The sequence below is a fragment of the Agrobacterium vitis genome, from assembly GCF_013426735.1.
GTDB classification, from domain to species: domain Bacteria; phylum Pseudomonadota; class Alphaproteobacteria; order Rhizobiales; family Rhizobiaceae; genus Allorhizobium; species Allorhizobium vitis_D.
In genome coordinates, this window is the sequence record NZ_AP023272.1 from 1,822,761 (window position 1) to 1,839,379 (window position 16,619).

The following is a 16,619-nucleotide window of genomic DNA, read 5'->3' on the forward strand; positions in this document are numbered from 1 at the left end:
ACAGAAGCCACCATTCGCCGTCAAGGTCAATGTGCCGGACGGAATTTCTGGCCCAGATGGTCCATCACATCTTTGAACCATGGTGTTGAGAGGTCGAATGCCTTGCCGCCCTTGATGCGGGGGAATTCGATGGCGCGCAATTTGCCGCCCTGGTCCTCGTCATGACCGGTGACGCCGGAAACGCCGTTCAATCCGCTTTCAACGGCCAGATCCACCATGCTCTGGATCAGCCGCAAGTCCTCGTAATTGGCCGGGGCCGAACGGGCGTAATAGCCTGACTTCTGCACCATCGAGCGTTCGGCATCGAGCAATTTGGCGAAATGCTTCTGGAACCAGCCGCCGACATTGATCGTATCGAGCTTGACATGGCCGAAAGCATCGCGCTTGATCTCTTCGCCTGCCTTTTCCCGGTCGGCGATGATTTCGTCCATGCAGGCGCCTTCCGAGACGAACAGCGTGACGAAACCGGTGCGGTCCATCAACTCCTTCAGCCGCTCGGCCTCGGCTTCCATATCGAAATGGGTCTCGGGCAGATAAAGACCGTCGATGGTCTTCAGTTCTTCATTCATCATGAAGCCCTCGACATATTCATTATGCTGGATGCGCTGGATATAGGCGCGGGCGGTCGCCGCTGTCAGCCAGCCGCAATGACGGCCCATGACTTCGTGAATGACAAGCGTGCGTGGCGCTGCACTCTGTTCGTTGGAGACGTGGTCGAAGAAGCGGGCACCGACCTCTGCCGCCGTCCAGGCGCCGAGCGACTGGCGGATCGGCACGACATCATTGTCCACGGTTTTAGGCAGGCCGACGACGGTCAGGTCATAGCCATTGGCGCCGAGATAGGCGGCGAGATCAGCCGCCGTCGTATTGGTGTCGTCGCCACCGATCGTGTGCAAAATGGTGATGCCATCGGCGGCCAGGCGCTCGGCGGCCACCTGCAACGGGTTCTGGCCTTCCTTCACCAGCCCGCGCTTGACGCAATCAGCGACATTGGTGAGCTTGACGCGGCTATTGCCGATGGGCGAGCCGCCATAGCGATGCAGGACATGGGCCTGTTCACGCATATGCTGGTTGATCTCGATCTTGTAGTCCATCAACAGGCCGCGATAGCCGGACTTATAGGCGACGATCTCGGCATCGGGCGCGATGTCGCTATAGCGCTCGATCAACCCGCCCACTGCCGATGAAAGACAGGGCGCAAGGCCCCCGGCGGTCAGCAACGCGACTTTGGTCTTGGCCATCAAATCCTCCTTCTTGCGGACAAAGTGCCGCAGACGTTTACGAAATGGTGCCAATGGATGCGACAGAGGCCGGATGCTGTAAAGCGAAAAATTGAACAAAATCCGCAGTTTCGTGGAAATGTCATCAGCGGCGGAAATATAATCGTTTCAAATGGAAAGCGGTGAGCGCGAGGCATGTGGAAAAGCTGGTATGCCGGAGAAGACATGAAGCATCCGCTGATTCCGCACTGCGGTAAAACCTGGAAAGTGAACAAAGTTTAACCCGAAACAATGGGGTGCTTCCCTTGCATTTCAAGTGATAATTTGGTCAATCTGTCAAAATGATTTTCGATTTTGCCTGCCAACAATTATCGTCCCTCTGGGAGCGGCTGCTCGGCGCGGTCAGCGACGCGGCTGGCAATGCCTTGTCGTCGATTGTCGAAGCGATCCGCACCGTCTTTGAGGGCGATCCGGAAACGCGCAGGCGCGTGTCTTTTTCGGTGGCGATCATCGCGCTTTCGGCCAAGATGGCCAAGGCGGATGGCGTTGTGTCGCAAGCCGAGGTCAATGCGTTTCGCAGCATTTTCGATTTCCCGCCGGAAGAAGCCCGCAACGTCGCGCGCCTTTATAATCTCGCCAAGCAGGATATCGCCGGTTACGAAGCCTATGCCGAAAAGCTCGCCAATCTCTGCGGCTCGCGCACCAGAGGGTGCCCGGTGCTCGAAGAGATTGTTGACGCCCTGTTTCACATCGCCACGGCGGACGGGCTGATCCACGAGAAGGAACTGGCTTTTCTCTCCCGCATCGCCGAAATTTTCGAGATCGGCGAGGATCGCTTCGAACAGATTTCTGCCCGTCATCTCGCCCCCGACCAGGACCCCTACGGCATTCTCGGCGTGTCGCGCAGTGACGATTTTGGCACGATTCGCAAACGCTACCGGGCGCTGGCCTCCGAGCATCACCCTGACCGGCTGCATGCGCGTGGCCTGCCGGTGGAAATGCATGCCGCCGCCCATCAACGGATGGCAAGTTTCAACGCCGCCTATGCCGCGATTGAAAAGGAACGCCGGGCCGCATGACCCTTTTTACTGCCGATTATCCAGACGCCGTGGTGGTGCCATCCCCCAACCACGGTGAGCGCATCGAATGCGCGGCCCCTGACACCATCATTCTGCATTATACCGGCATGCCCAGCGAAGAGGCAGCACTCTCCTGGCTCTGCACTGTCGAAAGCCAGGTTTCCAGCCATTATCTGGTGCGTGAAAACGGTGATGTCGTGCAGATGGTGCCGGAAAGCCGCCGGGCCTGGCATGCCGGTAAGAGTTTCTGGGCGGGCGCGACCGATATCAATTCCCGCTCGATTGGCATCGAGATTGCCAATGCCGGACATCCGTCTCTGCCGGATTATCCCGAAAAACAGGTGGATGCCGTCGCGCAATTGTGTCTGGATTGTGCAAGTCGCTGGTCCATACCCCCGGAGCGGGTGCTGGCCCATTCCGATATTGCCCCGGTTCGCAAGGTCGATCCGGGCGAACATTTCCCCTGGAACCGGCTGCACGCCCTGGGCGTAGGGCATTGGGTGGAACCAACCGCGATCACCGGGGGGCGGTTCTTCCAAAGAGGGGATAACGGCCAGCCGGTCGAGGCATTGCAATCCATGTTGTCTCTCTATGGATACCCTGTTGAAATCAATGGGGATTTCGATGCAGTGACCGAGGGTGTCGTCAGAAGTTTTCAACTGCATTTCCGCCCCTCCAAGGTCGATGGCGTGGCTGATTATTCGACCATCGACACCCTGCACCGTCTGCTGGCGGCGCTGCCGCGGTTCAGCTGAGGATTGCGGGCTGTTGTCGTCCGTAGACGGCTTTCGGCAGGGTCGAAAATCACCTCTTTTTACCATGCCATAGGATTTCCTTATTGAGTCTGTCTAACAGCAGCCGTCGCAGCCATGGTATTCCTCGGCAGCGGTTGAGATGAACAGCGAATGTGATTTCCGAAATGGAAGTCTTTCGCAAATATCAACGATGAGGGCGATGAACATCGCTGTCCTTTGCTGGACAGTGAACGGGTAAATAGTGCGCTTTGCTGACATCCGTGTCCGCCCCTTTGTCTGGAGACTGACCTTTTTCATGAAAACCTCGCTTTTCGCTGCCGCGGCATGCATCGCCGTTTCTATGTCTGCTGTTTCCCAAGCCGAGGCGGCTGATGCCGGCAAGGGCTTGACCCTGATGGACATGTTGCGTGCCAATAAACAGCAAGCCGACCTCGCCAAGCCCCTGGAAAAAACCAGGCTCTCGAATAAAACCGGGACTGATGATCGGAAGGCCGATATGCAGGGGGCTTCTGGCAAGGCGCCCTATCATGCCCTGATCTCCTCCTATGCCAAGCAATATGGCGTGCCGGTGGAACTGGCCAGCGCCGTGGTGAAAATCGAAAGCGGTTTCAACACGAAAGCGCGCGGCACGCATGGCGAAGTCGGCCTGATGCAGATCAAGCCCGCCACCGCCCGCGCCATGGGCTATACCGGCACCGTTGCCGGGCTTTACGATCCTTCCACCAATCTCAAATACGGGATGAAATATCTCGCCATGGCCCACCAGCTCGGCGGCGGCGATACCTGCGGCGCCATCCTGCGCTATAACGCCGGCCACGGCGCGACACGCATGAACCCGGTTTCCAAGCAATATTGCGGTCAGGTGGAAGCTGCACTGGAAAACAGCTGAAAACCTGACAGCGCCCCTTCCGCTAATCTTGTGGGGTGAGGCGACGAGGTGATCACGCAAGAACCGTCGTTTCTGCCGGTTCTTGCGTCAGATCAATCAAACTATGTGGCAAGTCTGATCGATAATGCTATCCAGTTGGGAAATCATTCTGGACGAGCGGCATGACGGGTCAGGTCTTTAAATATCTCATTATCGGACGCGGTATGATGGGTGCGGCGGCGGCCCGGCATCTGGCGTTGCAATCAGATGGCGTGGCACTGGTCGGGCCGGATGAGCCCGCTGACAAACAAAGCCACGAAGGCGTCTTTGCCAGCCATTACGACGAAGCGCGAATCACCCGCACCATCGATAGCGATCCTGTCTGGGCCAAGCTCGCGCATGAGTCGATTGCCCGCTACAGTGAAATCGAACAGCAGAGCGGCATCCGGTTTTACCACGAAGCCGGTTGCCTGATCGTCGGAACGAGCCCGGACGGACATTCCGACTATGTCGCCAAGGCGGCGCGCGCTGCCGAAGGGCTTGGCGTTTCAACGCAGTCCTTCGACCATGTCGGTCTTGCCGAGCGTTTCAGTTATTTCCGTTTCGAGCCTGTTTCCGTTGGGATTTATGAGTCGCATCACGCCGGCTACGTCAATCCGCGCCGTTTGGTGGAGGCCCAGTCGGAGCTGGCTGCTCGGGCGGGGGCAACTCTGATCAACGATGTGGTCATCGGCATTCGCGACGAGGGCGGCCATGCGGTGGTCACGACCGCAGGCGGTAAGGTGTTGAAAGCCGAAAAACTGCTGGTTGCCACGGGCGGATTTTCCATTGCCGACACGCTGTTGCCGCGCCGGATTGATCTGTCGGTTTATGCTCGAACTGTTACCTTTTTCGAAATCGCCGATCAGGATCTGCCCACCTATCAAGGCATGCCGTCGCTCATTCACGAGCCTTCCAATCCACGCGATCATATCTATCTGCTGCCACCCGTGCGCTACCCTGATGGTAAAACCTATCTCAAGATCGGCGGCGATCCCGATGATGTCAGGCTGAAGACGGAACCCGAAATCCGCGCCTGGTTCAGGGGTGGCGGACGGGAAAGCGCACGCGATCATCTGGCGCGCATTTGCAGATCGCTGGTGCCAGGGATTGCGGATGCGCCGATGTCGATGGCGCCCTGCGTGACCTCCTTTACGGGCAGTGGCTATCCGGCCATCGGGTTTAGCGACAGCCCACGCATCGCGGTGCTGACCGGCGGCTGCGGGGCGGCGGCGAAAAGCTCGGACGAAATTGGCCGGCTGGGAGCCGAGTTGATCCTGCGCGGCACGATTGTCCATGAGGAGTATGATGCAGATTTCACGCCTGTTTTCGTTTGAGTGGATGATTTCGGTGGCTTTCTCCAGATGTCTCCGTTAATCACGCCGAACCAGTCGGCCGGGCAGCCGCGCTTTACCAATGCCGAAAGGCGGTAGGGTGAGGAAAGTCCGGGCTCCACGGAAACACGGTGCCGGATAACGTCCGGCGAGGGCGACCTCAGGGAAAGTGCCACAGAAAGCAGACCGCCCCGTTTATCGGGGTAAGGGTGAAAGGGTGGGGTAAGAGCCCACCGCGTCGCTGGTGACAGGGACGGCATGGTAAACCCCACCGGGAGCAAGACCGAATAGGGATGACGCGGGTGCAACGCAAGTTGCGCTACAGCCGGTTTTCGGGCCAGTCATCCGGGTGGGTTGCGAGAGGCGGTGCGCAAGTATCGTCCCAGATGAATGGCTGCCACGTTCCGGGAAACCGGGGCCATACAGAACCCGGCTTACAGGCCGACTGGTATTTCCTATCTCGGCCGTGCAAAGGCCCTGCTTCCGATTGAAAAAGCACAGGCGCTTTTGCGTCCCTTTTTGCCCCCTTTTGCTAATTTTCGTTTATTTTCATATTATTAGAAAGCGTACTTGCGGATATGGGTGGATTGCTTCCATCAAGCCATAATAACCATTCATTAATCTTAACGGGTTATAAATTTCCGATGAAGTAGACTGGTTTGCCAACCCTAATCCCATTGACGCCCATGGTGTCCCATGTTATCCCATAAGTGCACTGCCGAGGGGCGAATAACGGCCCCGACATGCGAAACTGCGAAGCAGGTCCAGAAGGGCTATATTTCCTGTTTCGACCTTGCGGCAAAGGGCATGCCTGCTCGGGTGTATCAATGGAAATGCGGATGTGTGGGCCGCGTAGATGGGAAAAGGGCGGCGGTAGCGCGTAATGAACCGCTTCTTGTCCAATGCGACGAACCGGATCGATGCGAAGGGGCGGGTTTCCGTTCCGGCGGCGTTCCGCGCTGTTCTGGTGGAGCGGAATATTCAGGAGCTTTATTGCTTCCAGGATTTCACCTTTCCGGCGATCAGTATCGGTGGTCCGGATCTGCTGGAGCGCTACGAACGGCAGATTATCGGCGAGGATCCGTTTTCGCCGGTTGCCAACGAAATGTCGCTTCTCGTACACGGAGGCGGCGTTTTCATGCGTCTCGACAGCGAGGGACGTCTGATGGTCACGGATTTTATCCGCGACTTTACGGGGATTGCGTCCGAAGTGACCTTTGTCGGTCGCTCGGATCATTTTCAACTGTGGCAGCCGCAGGCGTTTCACGAGGCGCAGGCGGCGGCAAGAAAGGGACTCGGTCTGAAGAGGGCGGGTTCCAGTTAGGGCATTTCCAGGAAAAGTGGAAACCGGTTTTCCGTCCGGAAATGCGCAAATGCAATGATGTGGACTATCCCCATTTTTCAAAGAAAAAGGGAGATAGTCTAAGGCGGAGAAGCGGAATGGTGACGGATCTTGGCGGAGGGTATGCTGAAGCCGAAGGCGGACCGGTCCGTCACATTCCGGTTCTTCTCGAGCCTGTCATAGAAGCCCTGGAGCCCTCTGCCGGTAAGGTTATCCTGGATGGCACGTTTGGGGCGGGCGGTTATACCTCAGCCATTCTCGATGCTGGCGCCGATGTCATCGCGCTTGACCGTGATCCGAATGCGATTGCTGGCGGGCAAGCTATGGTTGCCGCTCGCGCCGGTCATCTCACGCTTCATCATGCCCGGTTTTCCACGCTGGATAATTTTGCCCCCGAAGGCGGGCTGGATGGCATCGTTCTCGATATCGGCGTCTCCTCCATGCAGATCGATGAGGCCGAGCGTGGGTTTTCCTTCCAGCGCAACGGGCCGCTTGATATGCGGATGTCCGGCACGGGTGTGTCTGCCGCCGATGTCGTCAACCGAGCCAAGGTTGGCGACCTCATCAGGATTTTCGGCTTTCTGGGCGAGGAAAAGCAATCCGGCCGCATTGCCCGCGCTATCGAAAAGCGCCGGGTCAATCATCCTTTCCAGACCACGCGCGATCTGGCGGGCATGATTGAGATCGTCACCCCACGCAAGGCGAAGGACAAGATCCATCCGGCGACGCGGGTGTTTCAGGCCCTGCGGGTTTTCGTCAATGACGAGCTTGGCGAATTGGCCGAGGCGCTGTTTGCCGCCGAGCGGGCCTTGAAGCCGGGCGGACGGCTGGTTGTCGTCACCTTTCATTCGCTTGAAGACCGTATCGTTAAGAAATTCTTCTCAGACCGTTCCGGCAAGGCCGCCGGTTCGCGGCATATGCCCATGGCGTTCGAACGCCCGGCAACCTTCGAGCCGGTCGGTAAGGGAATGGTGACAGCCACCGAAGAGGAGGCCGAGATCAATCCTCGTGCCCGTTCTGCAAAACTACGCGCGGGCATCCGTACCGCGCATCCAGCCATGAAGGCCGATTTTTCCATTTTCGATTTGCCGGATCTCGCGGAAATCGAGCGATTGGGGGCCTGAGCCATGCTGCGAACCTTTGACATCGTGATGATCGGCGCCATGGCGGCAGCGGCAGCCGTGACTTACCAGATCAAGCACAATACCGATGAGAAAGTGCAGGATCTGAAGCGCATCGAAGCCGAGATCAAGCTGGAGAAGGATACGATCGAGCTTCTCCAGGCCGACTGGGCCTTGTTGACCCAGCCGAACCGCCTCGAAAAACTGGCCAATACTTTCGGTCAGGAGTTGAAGCTCCAGCAAACCGATCCCAACCAGTTGGCGCGGGCCAATGAATTGCCGATGTTGAAATCCCAGGTGCCTGTGGTACAGGCCCCGGCGGCAAAGACAGGCGGTCCCAAGATCGCCGATGGTATTAAGATTGTGAATGGTAAGCCGGTCCCAGTGCCGATGGATAAGGTCATAACCGGATCGGTGAAACGCTGATGACTTTTCTTTCCCGTATGATGCTCCTGAAAAGCCGGGCCCATTTCTCCACTGATGTGCGCCGTGGCGCCGTGCGCGGCAAGGGCCGCGCGTTCGAAGGCGCTGGCAAGCGCAAGGCCGATATGGCCAAGCGCCGCGTCGGCCTGTTGATCCTCGGTTTCACGCTGGTCTATGGCGTGATTGGCGGTCGGCTGGTGCAATACGGCTATGCCCATCCGGAAAGCACCTCCAGCATCATGCCACCGGATCGGTTGATGGCGGCGCGTCCCGATATTCTCGATCGCAATGGCCAGGTTCTGGCCACCGATATCAGGACCGTGTCGCTGTTTGCCGAGCCGCACAAGATTGTCGATGTGGATGAAGCCGTTGAAAAGCTGCAAACGGTGCTGGCTGATCTCGATAGCCGCGACACCTATAAGAAACTGTCGTCGAAGTCACATTTCCAGTGGCTTCGTCGCCAGCTGACACCCAAGCAGCAGAGCCAGATCCTGGCGTTGGGCATTCCCGGCATCGGTTTCCGGCCGGAAATTCGCCGGTTCTATCCGGGCGGTTCCACCGCGGCCCATATTGTCGGCTTCGTCAATATCGACAATCGCGGCATGGCCGGGATGGAAAAATATATCGACAATCAGGGCCTGGCAGATCTGGCCGATCTCGGCATGACCAGCAATGCGCCGCTGGAGCCGGTCAAACTGTCTATCGATCTGCGTGTGCAGAACATCGTGCATGACGTGGTGGCGGCTGCCAAGGTGAATTTCAAGGCCAAATCGGCTGGTGCCGTGGTGCTGGATGTCGAGACCGGCGAAGTGCTGGGCATGGCGTCATATCCCGATTTCGACCCCAACAAGCCCGAGGAAGGTGCCAAGGAAGGCTGGTTGAACCGGATGTCGAACGGCACGTTCGAAATGGGCTCGACCTTCAAGTCCTTCACGTTGGCCATGGGGCTCGATTCGGGTAGAGTAAAGATCGGCGATAGTTTCGACGCGCGCTATCCTCTGCGGATCGGTGGCTTTACCATTCACGACCTTCACGGTCAGGCACGCTTCCTTACCGTAGCGGATATCTTCAAATATTCGTCGAATATTGGAACGGCAAAGATTGCTCAGATGGTCAGCATTCCTGACCACAAGGCATTTTTGACCCGGCTGGGTCTGTTGACCAAGATGAAGACCGAATTGCCGGAAGTGAAAATGCCTTCCCAGCCAAGGGAGTGGAAGACAATCAATCAGATTACCATTGCCTTTGGTCATGGGGTTGCTACGACACCGCTTCAGACGGCGGTTGCGGGTGCGGCCTTGGTCAACGGTGGCAGGTTGATGGAGCCTACCTTCTTGCCGCGCACCGCAGAACAGGCCAATGAAGTGGCTGAAGTTGTCATTAAGTCGCAGACCAGCGCGGATATGCGGTATCTTTTTGAATATAATGGGGTCTTCGGCTCGGGTCGTAACGCACGCGTGCCGGGCCTTGATGTGGGTGGCAAGACCGGTACGGCTGACAAGGTGGTCAATGGTCGGTATGACCATCGCCTCAACTTCAATGCGTTTGTAGCTGCATTTCCGATGAGCAAGCCTCGCTATGTGGTCTTGAGTTTTATTGACGAACCGCTGACAGGTGAAGGCGGTGGAACGCTTGCGGCCTATACCGCGACGCCGATCGTGCGCGACATTATTCGCAGAAGCGCCCCAATTCTCGGTGTAGAACCCAATTACGGACAGGTGGGCAATGATATGCTCGTCTCATATTGAGGACGATTGATTCGCCGTTGCCGCAGGGCTCTGCTCCTGCTGCGCGGCAGGGGACAGGTAGACGATGAAATTGCGAGATCTCGCCAGCGGCGATTTTGGGGATCTGACCGGACCATTGGATGGGCCGGTCGGCGACGTTGAGATCACCGGAATAACCGCCGACAGCCGCAAGGTTGAACCCGGCATGCTGTTCGTGGCTTTGCAGGGCGTTAAGGCTGATGGTGCGGGTTTCGTTGCCGATGCGGTAGTGCGGGGCGCTGCTGCCGTGCTCTCCGGTTCTCATCTGGATATTGCCGTTCCGGCTCTGGTCACCGACCAGCCCCGTCATGCGCTGGCGCGGCTTGCTGCCCGCTTCTATTCCGGCCAGCCGGAAACCACGGTGGCGGTGACCGGCACGGCTGGGAAAACATCGGTTGCCTCCTTCACCCGCCAGATCTGGGCTTATGCCGGGCTTGCCAGTGCGCAGATCGGCACGACCGGGGTGATTTCCCCAACCCGCAGCGATTACGGTTCGCTGACCACGCCCGATCCGGTCGCCCTGCACCAATTGCTGGCAGATCTTGCGCAAGAGGGCGTGACCCACGCCGCCATGGAAGCCTCCAGCCATGGTCTCGACCAGAGCCGGTTGGACGGCGTGCGTCTTGCCGCTGCCGCCTTTACCAATCTTGGCCGCGACCACATGGATTATCACCCGACCGTTGCCGATTACATGGCCGCCAAGATGCGGCTGTTCGACACCCTGCTGCCCAAAGGGTCTCCGGCGGTTATCTTTGCCGATGATGAATGGTCGGCGGAAGCAATCCGGGTGGCAAGGCAGGCGGGTCATGATGTCCGCACCGTTGGCCGGGCCGGGGATTTCCTCAGCCTGAAACGGGTCGAGCATTTCCGCCACAAGCAGATTGCTGAAATCCATCATCACGGTGCGATTTACGAAGTCGATCTGCCGCTGGCAGGGGATTTCCAGATTGCCAATGCGCTGGTGTCCGCCGGTCTTGCCATTTCGACCGGCGTCGAGGCTTCGGTCGCCCTGAAAGCACTGGAAAAGCTGCAAGGCGCTTCGGGCCGACTGGAGCTGGTAGGGCAGGCGAAAAGCGGCGCGCTCGCCTATGTCGATTATGCCCACAAGCCGGATGCCCTGGAAAAGGTGCTGACGGCGGTCAGGCCTTTTACCAGCGGCAGAATTATTGTGGTGTTTGGCTGCGGCGGCGACCGCGACAAGGGCAAGCGGCCGATCATGGGCGAAATTGCCAACCGGCTGGCCGATATCGTTATCGTCACCGATGATAATCCACGCTCGGAAGTGGCCGCCACCATTCGCGGTGAGGTAATGGCGGCGACCCCGAAAGGCATCGAGATCGGTGATCGCGCCCAGGCAATTCGCGCCGGTGTGGCAATGCTGGCGACTGGCGATACGCTGATTGTTGCAGGCAAAGGCCATGAAGAGGGCCAGATTGTAGGCGCGCAGACGCTGCCGTTTTCCGATCACGCCGAAATCCGCAAAGCCATGGAGGAGTTTCACCCTTGACCTTGCTCTGGACCATCGAAGATCTGGTTGCGGCCATGACCGGACGCCCGGTTGGCACTATGCCACCGGGCATTACCGGCATTTCCATTGATAGCCGCAGCATCCAGCCCGGAGAAGCCTTCTTCGCCATCAAGGGCGACCGGGTAGACGGGCATGATTATGCCAGCATTGCGGTTGCCAATGGTGCGGCGCTGATGGTGGTCAATGAGGCCAAACTGCCCGCGCTTGGCCGGTTGACCGTACCGATGATCGTTGTTGACGATGTGCTACAGGCGTTGGGAAGGCTGGCCATTGCCGCCCGCGCCCGCTCGCGCGCCAGGATCGTTGCCGTGACCGGCTCTGTCGGCAAGACGACGACCAAGGAAATGCTGCGTCAGGTGCTGGCGCCGTCTGGCGAAGTGCATGCGGCTGTCGCCTCCTTCAACAACCACTGGGGCGTGCCGCTGACGCTGGCGCGGATGCCCGCCACTGCGCAATTCGGTGTGTTCGAGATCGGCATGAATCATTCCGGCGAAATCACCCCGCTGGTGCAGATGGTGCGCCCGCATCTGGCAATCATCACCACCATTGCGCCTGCCCATCTCGGCAATTTCACCAGTGTCGATGAGATCGCCGATGCCAAGGCGGAAATCTTTTCCGGTGTCGCGGCCAATGGCGGCGTGCTTTTGAACCACGACAATCCCTATTTCGAATATCTGGAACACAAGGCGCAGGAAGCGGGCATTACCCATATCCATTCCTTTGGCCAGCATGCCAAGGCGGAGTTCCGGCTGGCGGAATTTGATGGTGCTGCCGAAAGCTCGACCGCCTGGGCGATCATCGACGGTGAGACCCGTGAAGTGGTGATTGCCGCGCCGGGCCGCCATATCGCAGAAAACGCCATGGCGGCGCTGGGTGCGGCCCGGCTTCTGGGTGCCGATCTGGATGGTGCGGTCGATGCATTGAGCAGACTGTCACCGGTCAAGGGCCGGGGTGAGCGCCATCGGCTGCGCTGTGCTTCCGGTCTCTTCACCCTGATTGATGAAAGCTATAACGCCAATCCGGCTTCCATGCGCGCCGCCATTGCGGTGCTGGCCGCAGCCCAGCCGCGCGGCGAGGGCCGACGCATCGCTGTGCTCGGTGACATGCTGGAAATGGGCGAGTTTTCCGAGGAATTGCACGCCGATCTGGCTGGGCCGCTGCTGGCCGCCGGGATAGAGCATGTCTGGTTGGCAGGACCGGCCATGGCGGCACTGCGGGCGCAATTGCCGGAGACCGTTTCGGTTGCGTCTTTCAATACCGCTGAAGATCTGGCCGCTTTTGCGGTTGCGTCGGTTCACGGTGGCGATGTGGTGATGGTCAAGTCGTCGCTGGGCATCGGTTTTGGCAAGATTGTCGCGGCTTTGCTTGACAACTATCCCCCATTGGACGACACCCGCCGCCCAGAATAGGCTAATGCCAGACCCGCGTCGCGGGCTGGATAGATGTTAGAAAGTGCCTTTGATGCTGATTTGGCTTGTCGAACTCGCAAACCATGTACAATTTTTCAACCTGTTCCGGTACATCACCTTCCGGACCGGGGCGGCGATGTTCACGGCAGCCTTGATCGTCTTCCTGTTCGGGCCGAAAATCATCGCCTCTCTCAAAGTGCGCCAGGGCAAGGGCCAGCCGATCCGCGCCGATGGGCCGCAGACCCATTTCAAGAAGTCCGGTACGCCAACCATGGGCGGGCTGATGATTCTAGCCGGTATTGTCGGCTCCTCACTGCTTTGGGCTGATCTCTCCAATGTCTATGTGGTGGCGACGCTGCTGGTGACGCTGGGTTTTGGTGCCATCGGCTTTTACGACGATTACCTGAAAGTCACCAAACAGTCGGACAAGGGGTTTTCCGGCAAGGCGCGGCTGGCCATCGAGTTTCTGATTGCCGGGATCGCGGTGTTCTTCATGATGGAGGCGGCAAAGATTTCCGCGCCGCAAGGCCCGCATCTGGCGACCTCCATCGCGTTTCCGTTCTTCAAGGATGCGCTGCTCAATGTCGGCTATTTCTTCATCGTCTTTGGCGGTTTCGTCATCGTTTCCGCTGGTAACGCCGTCAACCTGACCGACGGGCTGGACGGGCTGGCCATCGTGCCTGTGATGATCGCTTCGGCAGCATTCGGGCTGATTGCTTATCTCGCCGGTAATGCGGTGTTCTCAGGATATTTGCAGATCAATTTCGTGCCGGGCACCGGCGAACTGGCCGTCATCCTCGGCGCGGTCATTGGGGCTGGGCTTGGCTTCCTGTGGTTCAATGCACCGCCAGCGGCCATTTTTATGGGCGATACCGGTTCGCTGGCTTTGGGTGGGTTGATCGGCACGGTAGCGGTGGCCACCAAGCACGAGATCGTCATGGTGATCATCGGCGGGCTGTTCGTCATGGAAACCCTGTCGGTGATCATTCAGGTGTTTTGGTACAAGCGCACCAAGAAGCGGGTGTTCCTGATGGCGCCGATCCATCACCATTTCGAAAAGAAGGGCTGGACGGAAAGCCAGGTCGTCATCCGGTTCTGGATCATTGCTGTCGGTCTCGCCATGCTCGGCCTTGCCACACTGAAGCTGCGGTGAGGGCGCGATGATCCCGGTTACCAGCTTTTCCGATCGCAGCGTCGCCCTGTTCGGGCTTGGCGGCTCCGGCCTTGCCACGGCGCGCGCCCTGGTGGCCGGGGGTGCGTCGGTGACGGTCTGGGATGACAATCCCGACAGTGTAGAGAAGGCGCGCGCAGAAGGGCTGGAGGCGCGGGATCTGCGCCAGATCGACTGGAGCGGGCTTTCCGCCTTTGTCTTGTCGCCGGGGGTGCCTCTGACCCATCCCAAGCCACATTGGACGATGGAACTGGCAAAGGCAGCAGGCGTCGAGATCATCGGCGATATCGAGCTTTTCGTGCGCGAGAGGCGGGCGAAAGCCCCGGATTGCCCGTTCATCGCCATTACCGGCACCAATGGCAAATCGACCACCACGGCGCTGATTGGCCATATTCTGCGCCACAACGGCTATGATGTGCAGATCGGCGGAAATATCGGCACGGCAGTGCTGACCCTGGAGCCGCCCGCGCCTGATCGTTATTATGTAGTGGAATGCTCATCCTACCAGATTGATCTTGCCCCCGGCATCGACCCGACGGCTGGCATTCTTCTCAACCTCACCCCCGACCACCTCGACCGCCACGGCAGCATGGAGAATTATGCGGCAGTGAAGGAGCGGCTGGTCTCAGGCAGCGGTGTGGCGATCATCGGCGTCGATGACGACTATTGCCTTGAGATCGCCAAGCGTTTGGAAGAGGCGGGCAAAGAGGTCGTGCGGATTTCCAAGGGCCAGCCTTTGACCGACGGCCTTTACAATGACGGCCAGCGGATTGTGCGTGGCTCTGGTGGAGCCGCCGAGGTGATTGCCGACCTGAACGGCATCGCCACGCTGCGTGGCAGCCACAATGCCCAGAACGCGGCAGCCGCCATTGCCGCTTGCCTGACGGTCGGTTTATCGAAAGAGCAGATCCAGGCCGGATTGTCCTCCTTTGCAGGGTTGAAGCACCGGATGCAGCCGGTTGGGCGGCGGGGACATGTGATCTTTGTCAATGATAGCAAGGCAACCAATGCCGAGGCGTCTGCACCGGCCTTGTCCAGTTATGAGCGGATCTACTGGATTGCTGGTGGTCTGCCAAAGCAGGGTGGCATTACCAGCCTTTCGCCGCTGTTTCCGCGCATTGCCAAGGCCTATCTGATCGGCGAGGCGGCGTCCGGCTTTGCCGCCACGCTTGGCAATGCCGTTGCTTACGAGATTTCCGGTACGCTGGACCGGGCGCTTGCCCATGCCAGCGCCGATGCGCAAAACGATGGGAATGGCGGCGAGGTTGCCGTGATGCTTTCCCCGGCTTGCGCAAGCTTCGACCAGTACAAGAATTTTGAAGTCAGGGGCGAAGCCTTCGTTTCGCTGGTAGCCGGGCTTGACGATGTGACGATGCTGATCCAACAGGCTTCAGGAGAGACATGACATGGTAAGCCGTGCAGAACGTGGAGCTTTGGCGGATTGGTTCTGGACCATCGACCGGCTCTTTCTGGTAACATTCATCGTGCTTCTCGGCATCGGCTTCATGCTGTCCTTTGCCGCGTCACCAGCGGTGGCCGAGCGCATCGGGCTGGACAGCTTCCACTTCGTGCGCCGTCAGGCGGCCTTTACCATTCCTTGCCTTGCGACCATGGTGGGCCTGTCCTTCCTGTCGCCCCGGCAGGTGCGCCGCGCCGCCGTCCTCATCCTGCTTGCCTCGATTGCCCTGATGATCCTGGCGCTGTTCTTCGGGCCGGAGGTCAAGGGCGCGCATCGCTGGATCAATTTCGGCAGCCTGTCGATCCAGCCTTCGGAATTCATGAAGCCCGCCTTCGTGGTGGTTTGTGCCTGGCTGTTTGCCGAACATGCCCGCCAGCCTGATATTCCCGGCAATTTCTTCGCCATCCTGCTGTTCATGGTCGTCGTGGCGCTGTTGATGGTCCAGCCGGATTTCGGCCAGACCATTCTGACCTCTGTCGTGTGGAGCGGCATGTTCTTCATGGCGGGCGTGCCGTGGATCTTCATCATCGTGCTGGCGCTTGTCGGGGGGGCCGGTTCGACAATTGCCTATTATACTATGCCGCACGTGGCTGGCCGTATCGACCGCTTCCTGACCGGCGAGGGCGATACGTTCCAGGTGGATACGGCGCGCGAGGCGATCATTCGCGGCAACTGGTTCGGGGTCGGGCCGGGTGAAGGCATCGTCAAACGGATCATTCCCGATGCCCATACCGACTTCATCTTTTCGGTCGCCGCCGAGGAATTCGGCATCATTTTTTGCCTGCTGCTGGTGTCGATCTTTGCCTTTCTGGTTATTCGCGGCCTTGGTCATGCCTTTCGTGAGCGTAACGACTTCAACCGTTTTGCGGTGGCCGGGTTGATCCTGCAAATCGGTGTGCAGTCGATGATCAATATCGGCGTTAATCTGGAACTTCTGCCCGCCAAGGGCATGACGCTGCCCTTGATCTCCTATGGTGGTTCTTCCATGGTGGCGATTGGCGTCACGGCTGGCTTCATCCTGGCATTGACACGCCACCGGCCCGAAAAACGTTCGCAGGAACGGCGGTTGTTCAGGTCGGTCCAGGGTGTTCCAGCAGAATAGGGG

General features: G+C 58.8%; 14 protein-coding genes and 1 other RNA gene. 14 read left to right on the top strand and 1 reads right to left on the bottom strand.

All coding sequences use genetic code 11. The features are described from left to right. Nucleotides 1-26 precede the first annotated feature (26 nt). Nucleotides 27-1,241, bottom strand: coding sequence for a pyrophosphate--fructose-6-phosphate 1-phosphotransferase (locus H1Y61_RS08350; RefSeq protein WP_015916519.1), 1,215 nt, complete (start codon nucleotides 1,239-1,241; stop codon nucleotides 27-29). 320 nt (nucleotides 1,242-1,561) lie between these two features. Here H1Y61_RS08350 and H1Y61_RS08355 point away from each other — a divergent pair, with 320 nt between their 5' ends. From H1Y61_RS08355 to ftsW, 14 genes are all read left to right on the top strand, one after another. Continuing rightward, nucleotides 1,562-2,299, top strand: coding sequence for a J domain-containing protein (locus H1Y61_RS08355; protein ID WP_015916518.1), 738 nt, complete (start codon nucleotides 1,562-1,564; stop codon nucleotides 2,297-2,299). Then, complete coding sequence (locus tag H1Y61_RS08360; protein WP_180574323.1) at nucleotides 2,296-3,054, top strand: N-acetylmuramoyl-L-alanine amidase; 759 nt, start codon at nucleotides 2,296-2,298, stop codon at nucleotides 3,052-3,054. Before H1Y61_RS08355 ends, H1Y61_RS08360 begins: the two co-directional genes overlap by 4 nt. A gap of 295 nt (nucleotides 3,055-3,349) precedes the next feature. Continuing rightward, a complete protein-coding gene (locus H1Y61_RS08365) occupies nucleotides 3,350-3,943 on the top strand; it encodes a lytic transglycosylase domain-containing protein (protein WP_180574324.1) in 594 nt (197 codons plus the stop codon). 161 nt (nucleotides 3,944-4,104) lie between these two features. After that, the gene (locus H1Y61_RS08370) at nucleotides 4,105-5,298 is read left to right on the top strand and encodes an NAD(P)/FAD-dependent oxidoreductase (protein ID WP_180574325.1); all 1,194 of its coding nucleotides are present in this window, start codon (nucleotides 4,105-4,107) and stop codon (nucleotides 5,296-5,298) included. Between the two features lie 50 nt (nucleotides 5,299-5,348). Then, nucleotides 5,349-5,748, top strand: an RNA gene (gene rnpB, locus H1Y61_RS08375) — RNase P RNA component class A. Nucleotides 5,749-6,178: 430 nt separating this feature from the next. After that, on the top strand, nucleotides 6,179-6,619 hold the full coding sequence (gene mraZ / locus H1Y61_RS08380) for a division/cell wall cluster transcriptional repressor MraZ (protein WP_180574326.1): 441 nt from the start codon (nucleotides 6,179-6,181) through the stop codon (nucleotides 6,617-6,619). A gap of 116 nt (nucleotides 6,620-6,735) precedes the next feature. After that, nucleotides 6,736-7,761, top strand: coding sequence for a 16S rRNA (cytosine(1402)-N(4))-methyltransferase RsmH (gene rsmH, locus H1Y61_RS08385; protein WP_180574327.1), 1,026 nt, complete (start codon nucleotides 6,736-6,738; stop codon nucleotides 7,759-7,761). A 3-nt stretch (nucleotides 7,762-7,764) separates the two neighbouring features. Then, on the top strand, nucleotides 7,765-8,184 hold the full coding sequence (gene ftsL / locus H1Y61_RS08390; RefSeq protein ID WP_015916512.1) for a cell division protein FtsL: 420 nt from the start codon (nucleotides 7,765-7,767) through the stop codon (nucleotides 8,182-8,184). Beyond that, entirely contained in the window at nucleotides 8,184-9,929 is a 1,746-nt protein-coding gene (locus H1Y61_RS08395; RefSeq protein ID WP_180574328.1) for a peptidoglycan D,D-transpeptidase FtsI family protein, read from the top strand. Before ftsL ends, H1Y61_RS08395 begins: the two co-directional genes overlap by 1 nt. Nucleotides 9,930-9,993: 64 nt before the next feature. Further along, the gene (locus H1Y61_RS08400; RefSeq protein ID WP_180574329.1) at nucleotides 9,994-11,454 is read left to right on the top strand and encodes a UDP-N-acetylmuramoyl-L-alanyl-D-glutamate--2,6-diaminopimelate ligase; all 1,461 of its coding nucleotides are present in this window, start codon (nucleotides 9,994-9,996) and stop codon (nucleotides 11,452-11,454) included. Further along, nucleotides 11,451-12,884, top strand: a complete 1,434-nt coding sequence (locus tag H1Y61_RS08405) for a UDP-N-acetylmuramoylalanyl-D-glutamyl-2,6-diaminopimelate--D-alanyl-D-alanine ligase (RefSeq protein WP_180574330.1) — start codon at nucleotides 11,451-11,453, stop codon at nucleotides 12,882-12,884. Before H1Y61_RS08400 ends, H1Y61_RS08405 begins: the two co-directional genes overlap by 4 nt. Nucleotides 12,885-12,936: 52 nt before the next feature. Continuing rightward, entirely contained in the window at nucleotides 12,937-14,037 is a 1,101-nt protein-coding gene (gene mraY, locus H1Y61_RS08410) for a phospho-N-acetylmuramoyl-pentapeptide-transferase (protein WP_060717637.1), read from the top strand. A 7-nt stretch (nucleotides 14,038-14,044) separates the two neighbouring features. Next, nucleotides 14,045-15,460, top strand: coding sequence for a UDP-N-acetylmuramoyl-L-alanine--D-glutamate ligase (gene murD, locus H1Y61_RS08415; RefSeq protein ID WP_180574331.1), 1,416 nt, complete (start codon nucleotides 14,045-14,047; stop codon nucleotides 15,458-15,460). 1 nt (nucleotide 15,461) lies between these two features. After that, on the top strand, nucleotides 15,462-16,616 hold the full coding sequence (gene ftsW / locus H1Y61_RS08420) for a putative lipid II flippase FtsW (protein WP_015916506.1): 1,155 nt from the start codon (nucleotides 15,462-15,464) through the stop codon (nucleotides 16,614-16,616). Nucleotides 16,617-16,619: the final 3 nt, after the last annotated feature.